The 20,480-nt window shown below is 57.3% G+C and carries 17 protein-coding genes and 1 riboswitch; all 17 genes read right to left on the bottom strand.

The window, feature by feature from the left end:
* Window positions 1-198, bottom strand: coding sequence for a sulfur carrier protein ThiS (gene thiS, locus B30_RS13065; RefSeq protein WP_009572573.1), 198 nt, complete (start codon window positions 196-198; stop codon window positions 1-3).
* A complete protein-coding gene (locus tag B30_RS13070; protein ID WP_009572574.1) occupies window positions 188-994 on the bottom strand; it encodes an FAD-dependent oxidoreductase in 807 nt (268 codons plus the stop codon). Before B30_RS13070 ends, thiS begins: the two co-directional genes overlap by 11 nt.
* Before the next feature lie 144 nt (window positions 995-1,138).
* On the bottom strand, window positions 1,139-2,938 hold the full coding sequence (gene thiC, locus B30_RS13075) for a phosphomethylpyrimidine synthase ThiC (protein ID WP_009572575.1): 1,800 nt from the start codon (window positions 2,936-2,938) through the stop codon (window positions 1,139-1,141).
* 122 nt (window positions 2,939-3,060) lie between these two features.
* A riboswitch (TPP riboswitch) is annotated at window positions 3,061-3,190 on the bottom strand.
* 209 nt (window positions 3,191-3,399) lie between these two features.
* Window positions 3,400-5,427 carry a sigma-54-dependent Fis family transcriptional regulator gene (locus B30_RS13080; protein WP_009572576.1) on the bottom strand — a complete coding sequence of 676 codons (2,028 nt, stop codon included), beginning with the start codon at window positions 5,425-5,427 and terminating at the stop codon, window positions 3,400-3,402.
* 57 nt (window positions 5,428-5,484) lie between these two features.
* Entirely contained in the window at window positions 5,485-5,973 is a 489-nt protein-coding gene (locus B30_RS13085; protein ID WP_009572577.1) for a hypothetical protein, read from the bottom strand.
* A 351-nt stretch (window positions 5,974-6,324) separates the two neighbouring features.
* Window positions 6,325-8,526, bottom strand: a complete 2,202-nt coding sequence (katG, locus tag B30_RS13090) for a catalase/peroxidase HPI (RefSeq protein ID WP_009572578.1) — start codon at window positions 8,524-8,526, stop codon at window positions 6,325-6,327.
* A 108-nt stretch (window positions 8,527-8,634) separates the two neighbouring features.
* Window positions 8,635-10,206: a GMC family oxidoreductase gene (locus B30_RS13095; RefSeq protein WP_009572579.1), complete on the bottom strand. Its 1,572-nt coding sequence runs from the start codon at window positions 10,204-10,206 to the stop codon at window positions 8,635-8,637.
* A 12-nt stretch (window positions 10,207-10,218) separates the two neighbouring features.
* A complete protein-coding gene (locus B30_RS13100) occupies window positions 10,219-10,743 on the bottom strand; it encodes a twin-arginine translocation pathway signal (protein WP_009572580.1) in 525 nt (174 codons plus the stop codon).
* 20 nt (window positions 10,744-10,763) lie between these two features.
* Window positions 10,764-11,159, bottom strand: a complete 396-nt coding sequence (locus B30_RS13105) for a VOC family protein (RefSeq protein WP_009572581.1) — start codon at window positions 11,157-11,159, stop codon at window positions 10,764-10,766.
* A gap of 127 nt (window positions 11,160-11,286) precedes the next feature.
* Window positions 11,287-12,330, bottom strand: a complete 1,044-nt coding sequence (locus B30_RS13110) for an NAD(P)-dependent alcohol dehydrogenase (RefSeq protein WP_009572582.1) — start codon at window positions 12,328-12,330, stop codon at window positions 11,287-11,289.
* Between the two features lie 71 nt (window positions 12,331-12,401).
* Window positions 12,402-14,033 carry a chaperonin GroEL gene (gene groEL / locus B30_RS13115; RefSeq protein WP_009572583.1) on the bottom strand — a complete coding sequence of 544 codons (1,632 nt, stop codon included), beginning with the start codon at window positions 14,031-14,033 and terminating at the stop codon, window positions 12,402-12,404.
* Window positions 14,034-14,098: 65 nt separating this feature from the next.
* Complete coding sequence (locus B30_RS13120) at window positions 14,099-14,902, bottom strand: iron-sulfur cluster assembly protein (protein WP_009572584.1); 804 nt, start codon at window positions 14,900-14,902, stop codon at window positions 14,099-14,101.
* A gap of 4 nt (window positions 14,903-14,906) precedes the next feature.
* Window positions 14,907-15,929: an amidohydrolase family protein gene (locus tag B30_RS13125; RefSeq protein ID WP_009572585.1), complete on the bottom strand. Its 1,023-nt coding sequence runs from the start codon at window positions 15,927-15,929 to the stop codon at window positions 14,907-14,909.
* 91 nt (window positions 15,930-16,020) lie between these two features.
* Entirely contained in the window at window positions 16,021-16,389 is a 369-nt protein-coding gene (locus B30_RS13130) for an MmoB/DmpM family protein (protein ID WP_009572586.1), read from the bottom strand.
* A 21-nt stretch (window positions 16,390-16,410) separates the two neighbouring features.
* Entirely contained in the window at window positions 16,411-17,472 is a 1,062-nt protein-coding gene (locus B30_RS13135) for an aromatic/alkene monooxygenase hydroxylase subunit beta (protein WP_009572587.1), read from the bottom strand.
* 48 nt (window positions 17,473-17,520) lie between these two features.
* Window positions 17,521-18,579 (bottom strand): NADH:ubiquinone reductase (Na(+)-transporting) subunit F, encoded by a 1,059-nt coding sequence (locus B30_RS13140; RefSeq protein ID WP_009572588.1) that lies wholly within the window; start codon window positions 18,577-18,579, stop codon window positions 17,521-17,523.
* A gap of 78 nt (window positions 18,580-18,657) precedes the next feature.
* Window positions 18,658-20,322 carry an aromatic/alkene/methane monooxygenase hydroxylase/oxygenase subunit alpha gene (locus B30_RS13145; protein ID WP_009572589.1) on the bottom strand — a complete coding sequence of 555 codons (1,665 nt, stop codon included), beginning with the start codon at window positions 20,320-20,322 and terminating at the stop codon, window positions 18,658-18,660.
* Window positions 20,323-20,480: the final 158 nt, after the last annotated feature.

Genomic DNA, 20,480 nt, shown 5'->3' on the forward strand with positions numbered 1-20,480 from the left:
CTATCCTCCCTGCATCGGCGCGAGGAGTTCAACCTTTGCGCCTGGGGTGAGCGGGGTCGATGCCCGCGCCGCGCAGGGCACGAACTGCCCATTGAGCGCGGTGGCGACTGCGGCCGCCTCAATACCGGTTTCGACAATCAAATCGGCCAGTGTCGGCGCAGCCGTTTCATGGGATGCACCATTCAAGTCAATGCGCATGGGCAGGCTCCTTTGCCAAAACGGAGACAAGATCAAGGGCGAGTGCCGGGGCCATCAAAAACCCGTGGCGGTACATGCCATTGACGTGGATCACATCGTCGACATGCCGGATGGCAGGCAGATTGTTTGGGAAGGACGGCCGCAGCCCCGCCGTCGTTGTGATCACCTCGCCCTCGGCAAAGCCGGGGTGAACGGTATAGGCCGCCGACAGCAATTCCATCACAGCCCGCGCCGTGATACCGCCCGCATCATCGCTTTCGACCATCGTCGCCCCGACCATGTACCGCCCCGCGCCGCGTGGCACGATATAGACCGGAAAGCGCGGATGCAGCAGGCGGATCGACCGGGTGAGTGTCACATCGGGGGCGTGCAGTTCCAACATCTCGCCACGCACCGCGCGCAGATCGGACAGAGCCGCGCGGGCCGCAATCCCTGTGCAATCCACCACGCGCCCGCGCGCGGGACCGTCGCGAAACGCCACCCCCGCCGCCAAAAGCCGCATGCGCAAGGCCGTGAGCGCAGCACGGGGGTCGAGATGCGCCTCGGCTGCAAAGAAAAGCCCGCGCGCAAATCGTCCAGATATTGCGGGTTCCAATGCATCGGGCGTCACCCAGCCATGCCCGCGTGTTGCACGCGCAAAGCGATCCAATTCCCCCGCATCACGCGGAGCGGCGAGCACAAGCGTCCCGCGCCGCGTCACATCAGGGACATGGGCCGCCCACCAATCCACCGCCGATTGTCCGCGCGCGACGATCACCTCCGGCGCGCTTTCGCCCTCGCAATAGGGCGCAAGCATCCCCCCCGCCAGCCAGGAGGCGGGGGGCGGGGGGGGGGGGGGGGGGCGGGCTGTGCTCGGGCGCGATCACTTCGATCTCATGCCCCGCCTCATGCAGCGCGGTGGCAACGCACAACCCCACCACGCCCGATCCCAGAACCGAGATCATTCCGCCGGCTCCTTCGCGCTGTCGTCTGTCGGCAGGTAAAGTTCGCCACCCTCGCGGAATTTTGCGGCCATAGCCGCCATGCCGTCCTGCTTTTCGGCCTCGGCGCGAATGTCATGGGAAATCCGCATCGAACAGAATTTCGGCCCACACATGGAACAGAAATGCGCCACTTTATGCGCTTCTTTCGGCATGGTTGCGTCATGCATGTCGCGCGCCGTGTCGGGATCAAGGCCAAGGTTGAACTGATCTTCCCAGCGAAATTCGAACCGCGCCCGAGACAGCGCGTCGTCACGCAATTGCGCGCCCGGATGCCCCTTGGCCAGATCGGCGGCATGGGCGGCGAGTTTGTAGGTGATGACCCCGGTTTTGACATCGTCTCGGTCCGGCAGGCCAAGGTGTTCCTTGGGCGTCACATAGCATAGCATCGCCGTGCCGAACCAGCCGATCATCGCCGCACCGATGGCGGAGGTGATATGATCATAGCCCGGCGCAATGTCGGTCGTCAGTGGCCCGAGCGTGTAGAACGGCGCCTCGTGGCAATGTTTGAGCTGTTCGTCCATATTGGCTTTGATCTTGTGCATTGGCACATGGCCAGGACCTTCGATCATCACCTGACAATCCTTGGCCCAAGCGATTTTCGTCAGCTCGCCAAGCGTGCGCAATTCGGCAAATTGTGCCTCGTCATTGGCATCGGCAATGGAGCCGGGGCGCAAACCATCGCCCAAAGAGAATGACACGTCATAGCGGCGGCAGATGTCGCAAATCTCGTCGAAATGCTCGTAGAGGAAACTTTCGCGGTGATGATGCATGCACCATTTCGCCATGATCGACCCACCACGCGACACAATCCCGGTCACCCGCTTGGCGGTCATCGGGATCATGTGCAGTCGGACGCCTGCATGGATGGTGAAATAATCGACGCCCTGTTCGGCCTGTTCAATGAGCGTGTCGCGGAACACCTCCCATGTCAGGTCCTCAGCAATGCCGTTGACCTTTTCCAACGCCTGATAGAGCGGCACAGTGCCGATGGGCACCGGCGCATTGCGGATGATCCAGTCACGAATGTTGTGAATGTTGCGCCCGGTGGAGAGATCCATCACCGTATCCGCGCCCCACCGGATCGCCCAAACCATTTTCTCTACCTCTTCCTCCATCGAGGAAGTGACGGCGGAATTGCCGATATTGGCGTTGATCTTGACCTTGAAATTGCGGCCGATGATCATCGGTTCCAATTCGCGGTGGTTGATGTTGGCGGGAATGATCGCGCGGCCTTCGGCGATTTCCTGGCGGACAAATTCCGGCGTGACGAGGTCAGGCAGTTCCGCCCCCATCGGATCGCCATCGCGGGTATAGGCCGCCATCCGGCCTTCATTTTCACGAATGGCGACGAATTCCATTTCCGGCGTGATCACCCCGGCTTTGGCATAGGCAAGCTGCGTCACGGCCCGGTTGCCAACAGCGCGCAGCGGATCGCGCTGTTTCGGGAAAGCGGGCGTCAATCGCGCGCCGGTCGCAAAGCCGTTGTCGGCATCTGTGATCACCCGCCCCTCATATTGTTCGATGTCGCCACGCGCCTGAAGCCAGCCACCGCGCACATCGGCCAACCCTTCGGAAATCTCGATCTGTGCTGCGGGGTCAGTATAGGGGCCGGAGCTGTCATAGACCCGCAATGGCGCCTCGCCCGTCACCGAAATCTCGCGCAACGGCACGCGCAACTCATGGGTCTGGCCATGAACATAGATTTTTTGTGAGGCTGGCAAAGCGCCTGTGGTGATTGTCGGGATCGTGTCTTTCATTTCGGTCTCCTCATAACGATGAGACCCAAGTGAAACGGGTAGCAGACATGGACCACCGCCCATGCGCCAAACGCAAATGGGCCAAGCGGCCCGAAAGGACCGCCCTCGTGACAGAGGTGTACGGAATTGCCCTTCGGTCTTCCTACGCCAGCATCAACTGGGTCAGGTTCTAAGGGTCGCGTCACCTCGGGCGGGGTTTCCGCCGTCAATCAGCCTCTCAGTCCCTTGGGCGGGACTCCCCTGACGTAGTGGTATTAACGAAATGCCGTGGCGTCCTGTCAACCGATAAGTTACGGCGAAGGCGTAGACCGGCTTGCACACGCGCCTGTCACCCGCTGATGCGGGCAACAGATTTTCTGGGCTATCTCATTGAATATACGACTGATCCAACAACGAAAAGCCGGGGTTCGCAAGCGGGTGCGTCCTCATTTGGAGTGACTGCTTTGCATGTTGCAAAACTCTTAGGCGTCGGAAGAGAGCGCCTTGCGAATATGGTACTGCTTCATCTTGCGATAAAGCGTCGGGCGAGAAATCCCCAGAACCGCCGCAACCCGCGTCAAGTTGCCGTTTTCCGAAATCATCGTCTGGCGGATGGCCGAGGCCTCAATGCTTTCGAGATCGCCGGAATGGCCTTTGAGAATGTTTGGTAGCGGATCTTCTTCGCAACTGGCGAAATCGTCCTGCAATTCGGGCGGCAAGTCCCTCAGGCGCACAAGATCATCTGTCTTGATCAGGTAAACACGCTGTACCACGTTGCGCAATTCACGCACATTTCCCGGCCATTGATAGGCCATAAACCGTTTGATCACCTCGTCAGAGAAGGTCATCGGCGGGCGCCCGGTTTCCTTGGCATAGCTTTGCGAAAAATGAGCGACCAGTTCAAGCACGTCATTCGCACGGTCCCGCAGGGGCGGGACTTCGATGGTCACCACGCCCACGCGATAAAACAGGTCACGCCGGAAATTGCCTTTTTCGATCTCTTGCCGCAGGTCGCGGTTCGTCATTGCCACCAGCCGGACGTCAACCGGACGGCGTTGACTGCCACCAACCCGATAGATCGCACGTTGTTCAAGCGCCCGCAGCAGATAGGGTTGCAATTCGATCGGCATGTCCCCGATTTCATCAAGACACAGCACGCCGCCATCGGCCAATTCAAACTTGCCCGCGCGTCCGCCACGCACCGCCCCGGTGAAGGCCCCGTCCTCATAGCCAAAGAGTTCGGCCCCGATCAGTTCGCCGGAAATCGCCGCGCAGTTCACCGGTACATAGGGGGCTTTTTCACGCGGCAAGCGGCTATGGATCAACCGCGCGAACAGCTCTTTGCCGACGCCGGTTTCCCCATGGATCAGCACGGAAACATTGGCTTGCGCCACTCGCTCGGCCAATTCGATCGCATCGACCATCTTGGGCGAACTGCCGATAATCTGGATCTCAGCTTCGTTCACATTGCTGCGCGGTTTGATCGTACACGACGCAGGTATACGGGTCGAATTGTTCTTATTTTTCAAAAACAACGCCGCACCACGATAGACGCCTTCCAGCTTCAGCCGCTCGACACCGTCCGTCTCAAGACTCAGGGGCAGCAGGTTCGTGATCTCTCTGTCTGAGAGTTCCAACAGCTTTGGCAAAAGCTTGTGACCGACTTCTAACTCCTTGGACCGCAACAAGGTTTTTTCATCCACCCCACGCCGAAACAGAACGTGACCGTTCTTATCCAACAGGATCACACCGCGATCCACCCGACTGTATTCGGACATCATGAAGGCTTCGAGCAACATGGCGCGCTCTTCTTGCTGCTGCTCCGCGAGGGCAATCTCAATTTCACGCGCCGAGGCCAACACCAGAGCAATATTGTGTTGGCGGAAAATCTGGGGCGGGCCAGACAAATCAACGACCCCGATAATCTCTTGGGTAAACGGATCGCGGATTGGGGCCCCCGCACAGGTCCAGGCCTGCACACCTTCTACGAAATGCTCGGCAGCATGCACATAGGCGGGCTTTCCCGTCTTCAGCGCGGTGCCGATCCCGTTGGTCCCGATGGTTTGTTCATTCCAATCCCCGCCGATCTCAAGATGGATGCCCTGACCCTCGTCCAGGATCAACTCGTCCCCAATGGCGTCGATGATGACGCCCTGATCATCCGCGAGGATCAGGATCGTCTTGGCTTCTTTCAGATAGGGTTCGAGACGCTTAAAGGCGGCTGATGCCGCCTTACGCAAAGCGGCGTTGCGCTCCTGACGCAGGAACACCCCGTTCTCGTCAATGATCTTGCGCGACGCCTGCCCACCGGCATTGACCCCGAGTTCCCGGCTGCGTCGCCACGAGGCAAGGATTTCCTCGCGCACAGTGTCAGGTCGGGTCTCAGTATTTTGACCAGAGGACACAAAGCGTTCCCACGCCTCACGGGTATGCTGTTCCGAATAATCGGAACCGCATATCAGCCCCGCAGCCTTGTCATTTTGCATGTTGTAAAAGCTTGAACGGGTCATGATGAGGGGACACGCCTTCCTTTCTCATAGCTGATGATTCAAAAAGCGCCGTTTTCCTCATGTGCTTTTCAGGTCCAACACAATCTCAAGCTCATTCGCCAGATCTTTCTCGGTAAAGTCACGCGTGATCTCAACGCCTTCCAAATGTTTCAGCAGGGCGTAAAGATCGTCATCCAACGGGGAGAGGAATCCATTTTCCTTGGTCGCAAGAACCAGTTTTTTAGACATGAAATTGCCACGAATTTCGCCCAGCATCTGAATCTGCAACCCGCTGGATTTGTCCGCCAACACAACGCGGTTGTTCAGGCTGACTTTTACGTAGGGGTCGGCAACATCATTGCGCACAGAGGCTTTGAGATCATAGATCATCAGCCCGTCGAGCTTGGGCGGCTCCCGCCGTTTCGCCTCTTGCTGGCGCATACGGGTGTAGCCACCGCCGCTGAGCTGGTCTGCGAGTTTGCGGATCACGGGCATATTTTCAGAGATCAGGCGCTTCGCCTTCACATCTTCCGCACGTGGACCTTCTCTCTTCGAGAAAATATCCAATTTCAGTTCCTCCCTGATTAAAAGATTAGCAGTAGTTGTCTCGTCTCTCCAAGAGAAAAGACCGGCCTCGTCCAGCGGAACACATCATCGGTTTCATGGTAAAAACGGCTGAAACCCGTCGGATTTTGGAAAAAGACGCCACGGATCAGATGGATGCAGTCTTCTGCAAGACACCTCATTTCCCGGCTTTCAGAGCATGAGTGTGCAAAAACTGAACAACGTTTTCTCCGCAGATACGGACGAGAACACGGGGTGGCCTGTGCCAAAGGCGCATTTCCGACGCAGGAAAGGCCAAGACCGAGGTCTGCCAAAGGCCGAAATCCGGCCTTTGGCATTCTTATTCAACTCCGATCAACGCAGATCGAAACGGTCCGCATCCATCACTTTGACCCATGCCGCAACGAAGTCTTTCACAAAGCCTTGCGCATTTGCCCGGCTGCCATAGACCTCGGACAAAGCCCGCAATTGCGAATTCGATCCGAACGCCAGATCAACGCGCGTCGCGCTCCATTTCTTCGCCCCCGACGCCCGGTCACGCCCTTCGAAAAGCGTTTCGGAGTCATCGACCGGCACCCATTCGGTGTCCATGTCCAAAATGTTGACGAAGAAATCGTTGCTGAGCGTGCCGGGGCGTTTGGTCAAAACGCCGTGCTCCGATCCACCTTGATTGGCTGCCAGTGCCCGCATCCCGCCAACCAAGACGGTCATTTCCGGCGCGCTAAGGGTCAAAAGCTGTGCCTTATCCACCAAAAGTGCTTCGGCCGGATAGGTATAGGCGGCTTTCTCGTAGTTGCGGAATCCATCTGCGACAGGTTCCATCGGCGCAAAGGAGTCTGCATCCGTTTGTTCAGCCGAGGCATCCGTGCGACCCGGCGTAAAGGGCACCGCAATGACCGTCCCGCCGTCTTTGGCCGCCTTTTCAATGGCCGCATTGCCGCCCAACACGATCAAATCCGCCAAGGAGACTTTTTTCCCGTCGCTTTGCTGACCGTTAAAGGCGGTTTGGATCGCGCTCAACCTGTCCAGCACCTTGGCCAGACGGGCGGGATCATTCGCCTCCCAATCCTTTTGCGGAGCCAGTCGGACACGCGCCCCGTTGGCACCGCCGCGTTTATCAGAGCCACGGAATGTCGAGGCCGAGGCCCAGGCAACAAAGACCAGATCCGACACCGAAACACCCGAGGACAGGATTTCCGCCTTGAGGGCGGCGGCATCTGCATCCGTGATCAGGGGATGATCTGCCGTCGGGATCGGGTCTTGCCAGATCAAATCTTCGGCGGGAACCTCGTCCCCAAGGTAGAGTGCTTTCGGTCCCATGTCGCGGTGGGTCAGTTTGAACCAGGCGCGCGCAAAGGCTTCGGCGAAGGCTTCGGGGTCCTCATGGAACCGTTTCGAGATCGGCCCATAAATCGGGTCCATCCGCATCGCCATATCGGCGGTTGTCATCATGACCGGAACCGTCGTACCCGAACCGTCAACCTGCGGCGCGTGATCACCCTCAGACAGGTCCTTGGCATGCCAGATATGCGCGCCAGCCGGGCTTTTGGTCAGTTCCCACTCATAACCGAACAGCAGGTCGAAATAGCCATTGTCCCACTGGATCGGGTTCGCGGTCCAAGGGCCTTCGATGCCCGAGGTGGTGGTGTCCACGCCTTTGCCGGACGCATGCGTGTTTTTCCAGCCAAAGCCCATCTCTTGCAGCGGGGCCGCCTCAGGTTCCGCCCCCACGAGCGCGGGATCACCGGCCCCATGTGCCTTACCGAACGTGTGGCCGCCCGCCACCAAAGCAACCGTTTCCTCGTCGTTCATCGCCATCCGCGCAAAGGTTTCGCGGATGTCACGGCCCGAGGCAATCGGATCAGGCGTGCCGTTCGGACCTTCGGGATTGACGTAAATCAGACCCATTTGCACGGCGGCCAACGGATTTTCCAAATCGCGGTCGCCCGAGTAGCGCTTGTCGCCCAACCATTCGGTTTCCGAGCCCCAATAGATGTCTTCTTCGGGTTCCCACACGTCTTGGCGACCGCCGCCAAAGCCAAAGGTCTTGCCGTTCATGCTTTCGATCGCGACGTTTCCGGCCAGGATCATCAGATCGGCCCAAGACAATGCGTTGCCGTATTTTTCCTTGATTGGCCATAGCAGACGGCGGGCCTTATCAAGGTTGCCGTTGTCCGGCCAACTGTTCAGCGGCGCAAAACGTTGAGTGCCCGTTGAGGCCCCGCCACGCCCGTCAGCGGTCCGATAGGTGCCGGCAGAATGCCACGCCATACGGATGAAAAACGGGCCGTAGTGACCGTAATCCGCAGGCCACCAGTCTTTGCTGTCGGTCATCAGAGCGGTCAAATCGGCCTTGACCGCTTTCAGGTCGAGTTTTTTGAACTCTTCGGCATAATTGAAGTCTGGCCCCATTGGGTTCGACGCCGGGGTGTGTTGATGCAAAATCCGTAGATTGAGCTGATTGGGCCACCAGTCCCGGTTGCCTTGCCCCGAAGCATTGGTTGCGCCGTGCATAACCGGACATTTGCCCGCGCGATGCTGATTGTTTCCGTCCATGGTTTCCTCCCTTTAAAGTGAAACATATAGTTTTGGCCCATACGTTTTAAAGCACGGGTCGAGCATCCCGGTTCCCCGAGCGGCCCTATTGTAAAGCAAGAGACGGTGTCAGAGCGTCTTTTTGCCCATTTCGGATGCGATGTAATCTGCCTGCCGGATCGCCAATGCCACAATGGTAAGCGTCGGATTTTCCGCCGCACCTGTGGTGAATTGACTGCCGTCCGAGACAAACAAGTTGGCAATGTCATGCGACTGACCATGCTTGTTGACCACACCATCACTCGCCTTTTCAGACATCCGGTTCGTGCCCATATTATGGGTCGAAGGATAGGGCGGCGTCGGGAAGACGCGGGTTGCGCCCACGGCCTCGTACACGGCAATACCCTGTTTGTAGGCGTGACTGCGCATTGCAATATCGTTCGGGTGATCATCAAAGTGCACATTCGCCACCGGCAACCCATGTTGATCCTTTATATCATGGTTCAGCGTGATCCGGTTGGTTTCTTGTGGCATATCTTCGCCGACAAGCCACATGCCAGCCATGTTCTCGTAATGATCCAGCGCCGTGGTGAATTCACGACCCCAGCCGCCCGGATCAAGGAAGGCCGCCATGAACGGCAGACCCAGAGACAGCGTCTCCATCTCATAGCCGCCGACAAATCCCCGTGACGGATCATGACGGGCTTCGTCTTGGATGATCCCGGCCATGGTGGTGCCACGCCACATACGAACCGGCTGATCAAACACGCCATAAACCGATCCGGTCATGTGACGCATGTAGTTGCGCCCGACCTGACCCGAACTGTTCGCCAAACCATCGGGGAACATGGAGGAGGCCGAATTCAGCAACAGCCTTGGACTTTCGATTGAATTCCCGGCGACACAGACGATCCGGGCCTTTTGCTCGTGCTGTTTGCCTTTTGCATCGACATAGACAACGCCGTTCACCCTGCCCTTTTTGTCATGTTCAATCCGCATGACATGACACCGCTCGCGCACTTCCAGATGTCCGGTCGCTTCGCCTTTGGGAATGTCCGTATAGGCCGACGACCATTTCGCGCCCCACTTACAGCCCTGAAAACAAAACCCGGTTTGCTGGCACGCCATGCGGCCATCATACTCGGCCGAATTGATCGCCATCCGTCCCGTGTGGACCTCTTTGTAGCCCAGAGCCTTTGCCCCGGCTTCGAACACTTTGTAGTTGTTGTTGCCCGGCAAACCCGCCCGGCCACCCGTGCGTGTGACGCCCAGCTTGGTTTCTGCTTTGGTGTAGTAATCATCCATCTCACGCGGGTCGATCGGCCAATCCAGAAGGTTCGCGCCTTGCACATCGCCATAGGTCGATTTGGCCTTCCATTCGTGGTCCTGGAACCGCAAAGACGCGCCCGCCCAATGGGTCGTGGTGCCGCCAACGGCCTTTACAATCCACGCAGGCAAGCCCGAAAAATCCTTGGCCACGCGCCAGTCGCCCGAGGTCGACCGAGGGTCGGTCCAGGCAAGTTGGCCAAAGCTGTCCCATTCGTCATTGATATAATCCTCTGGCAAATACCGGCCACCCGCCTCCAGCGAGACAACCGAAATTCCTTTTTGTGCCAATTCGTTGGCCAACACGCCGCCACCGGCCCCGGTGCCAATAATTACGACAACGCTGTCGTCATTCAGATCAAAAGGTGCAGTCATTGTTCAAACCCCTCAAAGCCAATTGATGTCATCGAAACCGCGGTCAATGTATCCGCCTTGCGAAAAGCTCTCGCCCTCGTAGCCAAAGATCGGCCAGACGGCTTTTTGGTTGTACAGGCCGGTCACCAACCCACCGCGAACCTGTTGAAAGAACGGGCTGTTTTCCATTGCGCGCAACAGATCAACACGGTCGCGTTCCCAACCCACGTCGATGTAGCGCGCGTAGCCGATGCCCTTTGCCGCCGCATCCAAAGCGGCGATATTCGCTTCGATGGCCTCAGCAGCCTCAGCCGTGTCATAGCCTTTCACGGCAATGGCGTAATATGCATCAGAGACCTGATCATGCGGATAGATATCTCGTGCCATTTGGATCAGCGTTGCCATGGTTTCGGACGACAAATATTCGACCTCCAAAGCCCAATTTGCGGCCTCCACCCGGCCCGCAACAAAACCGGATCCGATGGCGAAGCTGGCGCCGAACACTGCGCTTTGCGACAACAATTGCCGGCGCGTCATACCTTGCTTGCGAAGAGACATGTTTTCCTCCCTTTTCAATTTTACTGATATCTACCAGCGCGTTGCAGAACTTCGATCTGGTACCCGTCCGGGTCCTGAACAAAGAAAAACCGCGCCAGCGTTTTGCCATTGCTTTTGAAATCAACCACCTTGCGCGGGGCAAACCCCGCCGCCTCAAACCGGGCGTGTTCGGCCTCAAGATCTTCAACGCTGAACGCAAGATGCCCATAACCGTTGCCCAGATCGTAAGGCGCGGTTGTGCCCTTGTTGACCGTCAACTCCAGTTCAAATGTGGCCTCTGAATTGGACAGATAGACGAGCGTGAAATCGTCAAAATCGATCCGCTCCGCGACCTCCAACCCAAAGGCCGCGCGGTAAAAGGCGACAGACTGGGTCTCATTGAGCACCCGGATCATGGAGTGAATTGCTTTTGCCATTTTCAGTCCTCTACGCTTGAGAGTTTTAAATGCCCTGCGACCGAGAGCGAGGATGCGGTCGCAGGGCCGATGTCATCGGCAAGGTCAATGGGACGATCCCTTGCACGTTGACTCACCGGTCCGGGCCTCAGGGGACAATCACCCCGCGACCGGTAAACTTGCGATCATTGAAATCGACGATGGCTTGGTTGATGTTGTCGAGGCTGTATTCGGTCTGGTGCATCTTCACCTTGCCGTCGGCATTCATTTCCATGAGTTCGACCAACTCAACAAAATCACCCACAAGGCTGCCACCGATCTTGATCTCGTTCGCGACCAAGTCCAGTGTTGGCACTTCGACGGTGCCGCCATAGCCGACCATGATCAACTCGCCGCCCTGACGAAGCAGCTTCCAACAGATGTTTTGGGTGCCATGCTCGCCGACAAAGTCGATCACCACATGTGCGCCGCCGCCGGTCGCTTCCTTCACCTGTTCGATCAGGTCCGGTCCGCCGTCGAGAACGATGTCCGCGCCCAACTCTTTGGCAAGCACCTGCGCGGCTGGTTCACGGTCCACCGCAATCACCCGCGCCCCGCTTGTGTGTTTCAGCACTTGCAGCGCAATATGACCAAGCCCTCCGATCCCCAAAAGCACAACATAGCCCCCTGGATTCAGGAGTTTGGCCGCCTTTTTGGCCGCGCGGTAGGCCGTGATACCCGCATCCGCCATGGGCGCAACTTCGAGCGGGGTGATGCCGGTGTTCAGCTTGATGACCGAACTTTCGCTGGTCTTGAAATATTCGGCAAAGCCGCCATCCAACCCGAGACCGGGGAACAGCCCGTGGTCACAATACATGTCATGCCCATACCGGCAACTCAGACAGATGCCACAGCTGCGATGTGGGTGACAGATCACCGCATCGCCGGGTTTCACCGAGGTGACGGCACTGCCCACGTCTTCGACCCAGCCCGCGTTCTCATGGCCCATGATATAAGGCAAAAGATTGCCCCCGGTATCCATGATGTCTTTCCAAACACCTTCGATGATATGCAGGTCGGTGCGGCACAAGCCGGCTGCACCGACCTTGATGATCACCTCATCCGGCGCTGTGATTGTGGGAGGACGTACGTCTTCAATCTTCAGCTGCACCTTCATTGTGGGATCATATTCGTAGAGTCTTGCTGCTTTCATGGTCAGGTTCCTTCCGACTGTTCAGACCGACCCCGTGACGAGGTCGGCCACCATTTCATTCACAAACGAGGTCAGGGACGGCCCAAAAGCTCGGCACCGCCACCGCGTGCAGGGCCCGCGGTCGGATCGGCTTCGCCTTCCGCAAGATCCCCAACAAGCGTTTCGGTTGTCAGGATCAGCTGGGCGACGGATGCGGCGTTCACCAGGGCTGATGCCGGGACACGCGCGGGGTCGATGATCCCCATCGCATACATGTCGCCAAACTCGCCGGTTGCCGCGTTAAAGCCCTGGCCCGTGGCCCCCTCGACGACAGCCTTCGCCACAGCGTCGGCATCTGCGCCAGCGTTGCCGGCAATGCGCTTCACCGGTTGCGTTAAGATTGAGCGCACCAATGCCACGCCTTTGGCGATGTCACCTTCGGCTTTGACCCCATCCAGACAGGGCGCGATCTGTGCCAAGGCGGTGCCACCGCCGGCGACAACACCGTCCTCGGCCGCCGCACGCACAGCGCACAGAGCATCCTCGATCAACTGGATCGTCCGCTTTTGTTCGACCGGGGTGAACCCGCCCGCATAGATAATCGCGCTACCCCCCGTCAGTTTCGACAACCGCTCGCGCAGCTTGTCTTTTTCGACGTTCGGTGGTGCGATGTCATATTGCCGCTTCACCTGATTGCGGCGGGCTGTGATCGCCTCAGAATTGCCCTCTCCCCGCAGGATCGAGGTGCCAGAGGCATGTGAGCGCACCACTTCCGCCCCACCAAGCTGCGCGCGCGTGACCTTCTCGATCTTTTTGCCGAGATCGCGGGCCAAAACCTCGCCGCCGGTCAGAATGGCAAGATCATCCATCATCGCGGTGCGCCAATGGCCGTACTCGGGCGGGTGGACGATCAGGTATTTCCCTGCGCCGCCGCCCTCCAGCAACCGGATCACCACCTCGGGTGCGATTTCTTCGGCGATGATCATAAGCGGGCGGTTTTCGCCGTCCGCGATGGAAATGGCTGTGTCCAGAATTTCAGGCTGAAGAATTTTCTGATCGGTCATCAAGATCAGCGGATGGCGCAAGATCGCTTCCATGTTTTCACGATCCGTGACCATGTGATGCGAGATATATCCGCGCTCGATGGACATGCCCTCGACCACATCCATCGTCGTTTCGATGGTCACCCCGAAATCGGCGGAAATGACACCGCTTTTACCGACCCGACGAAATGCTTCGGCAACCAATGCGCCAAGGGTCGGGTCCGTCGCGGACACCTGCGCCACGGCTTCAAGATACTCCGGGTGCGCCTCGCAATCGCGCGAGGAGGCATCAATCGCCTTGACGATCTCTTGCACAGCCAGATCAATGCCCTTGCACAGATCGACCGGCTTCACACCCGTGTTGGCCAGCTGCACACCTTTTTGGATCAACGCATTCGCTAGAACAATCGCCGTCGTGGTGCCGTCGCCTGCCACATCGTTGGTCTGCATCGACACTTCGCGGACCACCTGAGCGCCCATGTTTTCAAAACGATCGCTCAGTTCAATCTCGCACGCGATGCTCACGCCATCGCGGGTCACAAGCGGCGTTCCCACCGGGCGGTCGATCATTGCATTGAGACCCTTCGGCCCGAGCGTGGGCTCAACCGCAGCGGCAAGCCGCGCCACACCGCGAGCCAGACAGTCCCTGGCGGTCGTTCCATGCACCATGAGTTTCGCCATATCTTCCTCCTTCTGCCCAAGAGATTTCTCAGGCTTCCTCCTAAAACGTTTATTTTATCAGAGACTTATCGCCCCGGGTTGGCTCCGTCGCGGGGCGGCACACGCCCGGCAATAAAATCAACCAGCGTTGGCCCCTCGGGGCCGATCTCGACTTCTTTGTAGCGGGTTTTGGCAAGCCCCCGGCACATTGCGCCGTTGAACTCCATGTTGATGCGGGTGCTGCGGAGGTGGGTAAGATGCTTGGTCAGCGCGGCGGCATGGATGGGTTGCCCGTCCCAAGTCGGAAAAGCCAGATCATCCGGGTTGACCGCCAAACCTTGAGACAGGAGCAAGTCCAGATACCGCGGTGTCTGCCGCAGTTCCTCTTCCCCTGTGAATTCAATCCGCTGAAGCGCCGCCAGCGGCATCGACACAATATCCTCCGCCCTATGCCCAAGCGCCTGAAGACCCAGCAAAACAACCTCTTGCCGCCTGTCAAAGGCTTTGGACATGAACTTCGCAACCACGTCGTCCAGTCGCTCTCCCTTGCAATACTGGGCAAAGATATCGTGGTAATTTCGCCCGCTGTTCACACCCTCATTGACCTCATCGCCAAAACAATGGTCGTTCAGTTGAACGGTCATTTCTTTGACCCAAGGCAGCGAGGTGATCTCCTTGCGGATGCCAAAGGCCATCAGAAAGGCGAAATTCGGCGAACACCAGTAGGTGGGGAGTCGAAATTCGACTCGCACCGTTCTTGCATCCGAAACTTCGACCGTCTCGACGAACCCCATGTCTGTAATGGGTTCGTCGAGTTCCGGGTCTGTCACCGCTTCGAGACAGTCCCAGACGTCGAGTTCCAGCTCTGTTTTGAGAGTGGACACCAGCATCGGATCACTCCGCCGCAATCTGAACCGGAGACCCGGCCAATTCGACTTTTTTCTTATTTACATCAATGTCGTAAAGACGTGCAGCGTTGAGGCCGAGGATCTTTTCTTTGATCTCATCGGTCAGTTGCACACCCCGTTCCTGGGCGATGTCTTCGGGGATTTGATAGTCCCAGAATTTCTCAACCAACCATTTCGGCGTCCAGATCGCATAGTCCGAGCCAAACAACAGCTTGTCTTCACCCAGCCAGAACAACAGCTCTGCCATGATCTCGCCAAAATAGCGCGGACGCGAATGAATGAACGGCAACGCCACAGCCAAACCACCATAGACATTGGTTTCCTGCGTCGCGATCCAGCAGAACTCATCCAGACGCGGCAGTCCGCAATGTTCGATGATCCAGTTCAGGTTCTGGAAATCCGTCGCCGCATAGTCCACATCGCGCACATCAAACGCATCCATGGACAGGGGTGTGATTGTCGGGCCCTTGTGGACATGAACATTCTTGATGCCCAGCTTTTCGCAGAGTTCAAAGCATTTGTAAGCGGCCGGATCATTCAGCGCCCAGCCTTTGCTGTCGCCATTCCATTCGGCCGTGTACATTTTCACGCCCTTAATGTCGAAGGTCTCTTTCATGTAGTGGATGTATTCCAGAGCCTTTTCGCCATCACGCGGATCGAACGAGCCGTTGACGATAAAGCGCTCAGGATGACGGGCGGCCATCGACGAGCTGCGCTCGATCGAGGAAAAGCCCTTTTTGTAGAAATCGTTGAGATAGGTCGATTGGATGATCGCCATGTCGTCCGGGCCATCGACGAAGAGATCGCGATAGACGTCATCTTCGCTGTATTTTTCGAACTTCGATTTTTCCCAAAGCTCCTCGGATGGGCTCAGGTTGGTATGATAGGCGTAGAAGCAATCAATGAATTGCTTGCCGTGGATATTCGCCTGATTTTCAGGGCTGCCGTCCCAAAAATGGGTGTGCCCGTCGAGTACGAAAATCTCTTTCCCCTCAGGTGTCTTGAACATGGTTTCCTCCCAAAGTGTCGTGGTGCGTTTGTGTTGATTTGGATGTTGGGTCAGAGGGCGCGAAGAACCGCGCCCTCCCGTCCTTGCGTCATCAAATGTATTCGAACACGTCATCCATGTTGCCGAAGAGGATCACCACGTTGTCATCCACGCGGACCATGCGGCCATAGTGGGTGGAGGTGTTCACCTCAAAGATCTCAGCGGTCATTTCACGACCGAAGAATTCGCTGATCTCATCCATTTTGAAGATCAGCTTGCCTTCGCCATCCACCCGGATCGTCGCCGGGTTATAGGTGACCGTCACGTTCGGATCCTGCCCCATGAATTCGGCGATGGCACGGGCCTCGACCGAGTCATTCATGGTGATCCCACACTGGTGTGAAATCGTTTGATCGAAGGTGATGTCCTTCATAGATTTGAAAATGTTCTGCTTGGAAGCATCACGGGCATTGATAGACATTTCTCATTCCTTTTCAGAAAGTTAGCTGAGGCCCAACTCGGTGACGATCTGGCTGATCCGCTCATGCGAAACAGCTTTGACATCTTCGAACGATACCGGCTTGGAATGCGGCTGCGACCAGATCGGCTGCAACGCGATGGCGGCTTTGTCGGCCAGGTCGCGGTGCTTCGCGAGCCAGCCTTTGAACAGCTTCCGGTTGTGATCGCCGTATTGTTCGTCGTTTGCCAACAGGTAAATCAGGTCCACGGTGTTCGCGAGGTTGCGCTCGTAATCCGCTTCTGCGGCCGAGATCACCGGCGGCGTGATGAAGTCGTTGTTGGCGGCTGCGGCCTGCATGAAGAAGCCGGACCGGATCAATTCGCCGACCAGAGGTTCGAACACGATGTTGATCGCGAAATATTGCTCGAGGTAATCCTCACAGCCCATGATCGTCTCGATCGCTTCGCGGGTCGGCTGCCAGATCGGATCTTCGAGCCAGCATTTTTTGCCCAGCTCATCGTCCCACCCTTCAAGATCCATGCCGATTTCGGCCAGATACAAGGTGATGTCCTGTGCAAGGCGCATCTTGTAGGACGAGTTCGTCAAGGTGGCGTTGTTGATCATCTGGGAGTAGCCATAGCGCTGCGCCTGCATCAGCGAGGTGCCAAGACCAAATTCGGCATGTTTCCATGCGCCCAAATGTTTTTGCAGGATCATCTGCCAGTTTTTGTCGAAAGACCGCGGTGCACCGGCGCGGCGCGCATTGGTGATCACGCTTTGCACCATGCTCTCGATCTTGGACTGGCGCTGATAGTGGGTGCGTTCCCATTCTTGGTCGGGGGCGCGGAAAGCGTGCCAGTTGCTCGACAGCGCGGCCGTGCTGTCTTTCGTGTAGGCCCCGCCGCCTTTTCCGCCCTCGAATTCAATGATCCAGTTTTGGATCAGGTAGCGCTCGGGATCGGGTTGTACGTCAACTGTGACGTCTTCGTAATGGGTTGCCCGTTTGCCGCGCGGTTCGAAATAGTTGTAGCGGCGGCTGGTTGAGCCGACGAATGTTGCGGCACCGGCGGCGCCGGATCCTACTGAGCTTGATGTTGCTACCATTGTAGCCTCCCTTTGGTTGGTTTCACGTCACTAGCGTTCGAGCCGGGTTCAATGGCCCGAAGAACCGGAAGTGGGCGTGAACTTGTCGTAGAAAATGCGGTCTGTTTCGAAGTTGCGCATGAACAAAACGGGTGTCAGCGCGTCGATCATCGGCGGCGGTCCACAGGCATACACGTCCCCCTCCCCGTCGCAGTCGATCTCCTTCAACCGCGCATCGACGCATTCATGGACAAAGCCGCGCTCGCCGGCCCATCCGCTGTCGTCAGCCTCATGGCTGAGCACCGGAATGAACTCGACATTCGGGTGGGCGTCGGTCAACGCCTTGATCTCGTCCAGTTTGAAAAGGTCGCTTTGAGACCGCGCGCCGTAGAAGAAATAGATCGAGCGCTCTTCTCCGCTGACCACCTGATCGTTCAAAATCGACCAAACAGGCGACATCCCGGACCCGGCTCCGACAAGGATCACTGGCCCGTCTCGTCCTTCGCGTCGGAAGCACATCCCGTAGGGCCCTTCGATTTCGACTTCGGCTCCGGCTTTGATGCCGCCATCGTCGAGTTCGTTGGAGAACCGTCCGTCAGGGTATTTTTTGATGATGAAGCCGAGTTTTTGGGCTTCGCTCGGCGGATTTGCCATGGAGAACGAGCGTGTAATCTTCTCCCCTTTTTCCGTTTTGACTGTGATGTCGACATATTGACCCGCCCAAAATTTGAGAGGCGCATCCAGTTCAATTTGAACAGCGCGAATGTCATGGGTCAGTTTTTGGAAATCGACGATCTTGCCGGAATACTGCTTCACCGGGATCGACTTGGACAGAACCTCTTCGTCATAGTTCAACAGTTCGATATCAATGTCGCTGTAGGCATGCGCGCGGCACATCAGGATATGCCCGCTGTCTTTCTCCATGTCATTCAACGCGAAGGTGGAGTATTTCAACATCTCCGTTTCGCCATTCAGCTTGACGCATTTACACGCCGAGCATTGCCCTTCCTTGCACCCGTGAGGTAGCGCGATCCCCTGCCGGAACGCGGCGTCGAGAATGGTTTCGTCTTCCTCGACTTCAAACTCCACTCCGACCGGTTCCAACCGGACAGTATAAATATCCGTCATTGTGTCCTCCCTATCCACAGCGTGCAGACATTGCACACCGGGTGGAGGGGGCCGTCAGTCGGCCCCCGCCGTGTTGGTTTAGTTGCAGGGGTTGATGGTGAAGCCTTCGCGATACTTGGCGATATGCGCATCGCGATCCGTATCCGACATTGCGCGCAGCATGTTCAGCGGCGACCGCAGCGTGTGACCACGCACATGCTCGAGCTTCCACATATCCTTGTTGTCGAACCGCAGGTGCGGCTGAGCGACAAGGGTTTCGCCATCTTCGCGGACGAAGTTCAGATCCTTGATGGCATCCGCCAGATCCCAACCGTCGTAGACGCTTTCCCATTCGCGTTTGCCCGAGAATTTGCCCATCGCAGGCGTTGGGCGGCCCTCGTATTCATCCGAGAACGCAGAGACTGCGGTCCAGCGATCCAGCTCATGCGCAAAGGTGTGCCACTGGCCGTCGATCTGATCGACAACGATGTCTTCACGGACGACACATGGCACCAAGCTCGACCAGCACCGATGCGGATAGACGTAGCCGGTGTCTTCGTTGAAGGTGACGACCGTTTCACCCGGCTTCGACAGTTTGGAGTACCATTTCCAGAAATCACCGAACTCGGCATACCAACCCGGATATTTGTGCTCGAACCATTCGAAATCTTTTTCGGTCTGAGCTTCGATCCGCCAGAAGTTGACAGGCCAGCCAACGGCAAAGAACTGAGCGATCTTGTGAACGTAGTTCTTCTTGGTGATCCGGTTCCAGGCTTCCTGGACGTCATCGTGGTGGACTTTCACACCATACTTCTCAAGCGGAAGCATGTAGGTCCGGTAGTAGTCTTCAAAGATCCAGCGGTGCCACATTTCCGCATAGGACTCTTTGTCCTTGTCGCGGTTGGTGGTGCCGTATTCGATCAGCGTACCGATGGCGGCGTCAACGATGGCGTGGTTTTGCCAGAACGCGTAACGCAGATCGCGTTCCAAAAGCAGGTGGTTCTCCGGCTCTTTGAGCGCGGCCATCAACATCGAGTGGCCGTTGCCAATGTGACGGCTTTCATCGGACTGAACCGACAAGAACACGGTGGGCAGCGCGTAGTCGCCATTGCGGGCGGCTTCCGACGGCATGGCCACGAAAAGCGTGTTGGTAAAGGCCGTTTCGGCAACCACGGTCAAATACATACAGGCCGAAGTCATCACGTCCCCGGTGATGAAGCCTTCGCCAAATTGGCGACCGATCGTGGTGGCATAGCATTTGCCAAACGCTTCTTCGGTGATGTCGAACCCGGCCGGGTCGATGTAGTTTTCCATGTACCATTTTTTCAGGTTCATCTGAATCGTGGAGTGGCGGAATTCATCCACCATCTGCATGGTAAACCCGGTCCGCAGATCTTCGCCCGGTGCCAGACGTGCAATCATCGCCATGGAGCGTGCGGCCGAAATTTCCGGGAAAGGGATGATGGCCAAGAAGAGCTTCATCCATTCCACCCAACGGGGTTGAACGTTGCGGAACATGTCACCGCGCAAAGCGGCGTCAAGTGCACCATAAACCCGGTTGTCCTTTTCTTCCTGCATCGGGAAGTAGGAGCGCAGAACCTGTTTCATCGGGTCGCGCGGCGCCTTGGTGATTTTGTAATCCGTCGGGAAGGTGCTGGCTTCCTGCACATAAGAAGGGTTCCAACCAAGATCGGAAATCTTCTTGGTGGCCTCCCCCACCGAAATCCCACGCTGAGACGTGATTTTATTAAGCGTTAAAGTCATGCCATGAGCCTCCTTAAAGCTCTGCAACCGGAACCCCGGTCACCTGTTGGCGGCTTTTGCCGTTGCGTTTGAGCGCCGGGGTTCAATCTCCAGCGGCGCCGGTTTTCGGCAAAGGTTGAAAAGATCGACATCCTTGCGATGGCCGGCATGTGCCTTGG

Origin of the sequence: Celeribacter baekdonensis B30 (assembly GCF_000299875.1) — a bacterium.
GTDB lineage: Bacteria > Pseudomonadota > Alphaproteobacteria > Rhodobacterales > Rhodobacteraceae > Celeribacter > Celeribacter baekdonensis_A.

What these genes read in the sequence shown, in the direction of transcription:
- B30_RS13080 (WP_009572576.1), bottom strand. Translation starts at nt 5,427, where the DNA reads ATGACCCGTTCAAGCTTTTACAACATGCAAAATGACAAGGCTGCGGGG.
- B30_RS13095 (WP_009572579.1), bottom strand. Translation starts at nt 10,206, where the DNA reads ATGACTGCACCTTTTGATCTGAATGACGACAGCGTTGTCGTAATTATT.
- B30_RS13070 (WP_009572574.1), bottom strand. Translation starts at nt 994, where the DNA reads ATGCTTGCGCCCTATTGCGAGGGCGAAAGCGCGCCGGAGGTGATCGTC.
- B30_RS13125 (WP_009572585.1), bottom strand. Translation starts at nt 15,929, where the DNA reads ATGTTCAAGACACCTGAGGGGAAAGAGATTTTCGTACTCGACGGGCAC.
- B30_RS13110 (WP_009572582.1), bottom strand. Translation starts at nt 12,330, where the DNA reads ATGAAAGCAGCAAGACTCTACGAATATGATCCCACAATGAAGGTGCAG.
- B30_RS13120 (WP_009572584.1), bottom strand. Translation starts at nt 14,902, where the DNA reads ATGCTGGTGTCCACTCTCAAAACAGAGCTGGAACTCGACGTCTGGGAC.
- B30_RS13100 (WP_009572580.1), bottom strand. Translation starts at nt 10,743, where the DNA reads ATGTCTCTTCGCAAGCAAGGTATGACGCGCCGGCAATTGTTGTCGCAA.
- katG (WP_009572578.1), bottom strand. Translation starts at nt 8,526, where the DNA reads ATGGACGGAAACAATCAGCATCGCGCGGGCAAATGTCCGGTTATGCAC.
- B30_RS13140 (WP_009572588.1), bottom strand. Translation starts at nt 18,579, where the DNA reads ATGACGGATATTTATACTGTCCGGTTGGAACCGGTCGGAGTGGAGTTT.
- thiC (WP_009572575.1), bottom strand. Translation starts at nt 2,938, where the DNA reads ATGAAAGACACGATCCCGACAATCACCACAGGCGCTTTGCCAGCCTCA.
- groEL (WP_009572583.1), bottom strand. Translation starts at nt 14,033, where the DNA reads ATGGCGAAACTCATGGTGCATGGAACGACCGCCAGGGACTGTCTGGCT.
- B30_RS13130 (WP_009572586.1), bottom strand. Translation starts at nt 16,389, where the DNA reads ATGTCTATCAATGCCCGTGATGCTTCCAAGCAGAACATTTTCAAATCT.
- thiS (WP_009572573.1), bottom strand. Translation starts at nt 198, where the DNA reads ATGCGCATTGACTTGAATGGTGCATCCCATGAAACGGCTGCGCCGACA.
- B30_RS13135 (WP_009572587.1), bottom strand. Translation starts at nt 17,472, where the DNA reads ATGGTAGCAACATCAAGCTCAGTAGGATCCGGCGCCGCCGGTGCCGCA.
- B30_RS13145 (WP_009572589.1), bottom strand. Translation starts at nt 20,322, where the DNA reads ATGACTTTAACGCTTAATAAAATCACGTCTCAGCGTGGGATTTCGGTG.
- B30_RS13105 (WP_009572581.1), bottom strand. Translation starts at nt 11,159, where the DNA reads ATGGCAAAAGCAATTCACTCCATGATCCGGGTGCTCAATGAGACCCAG.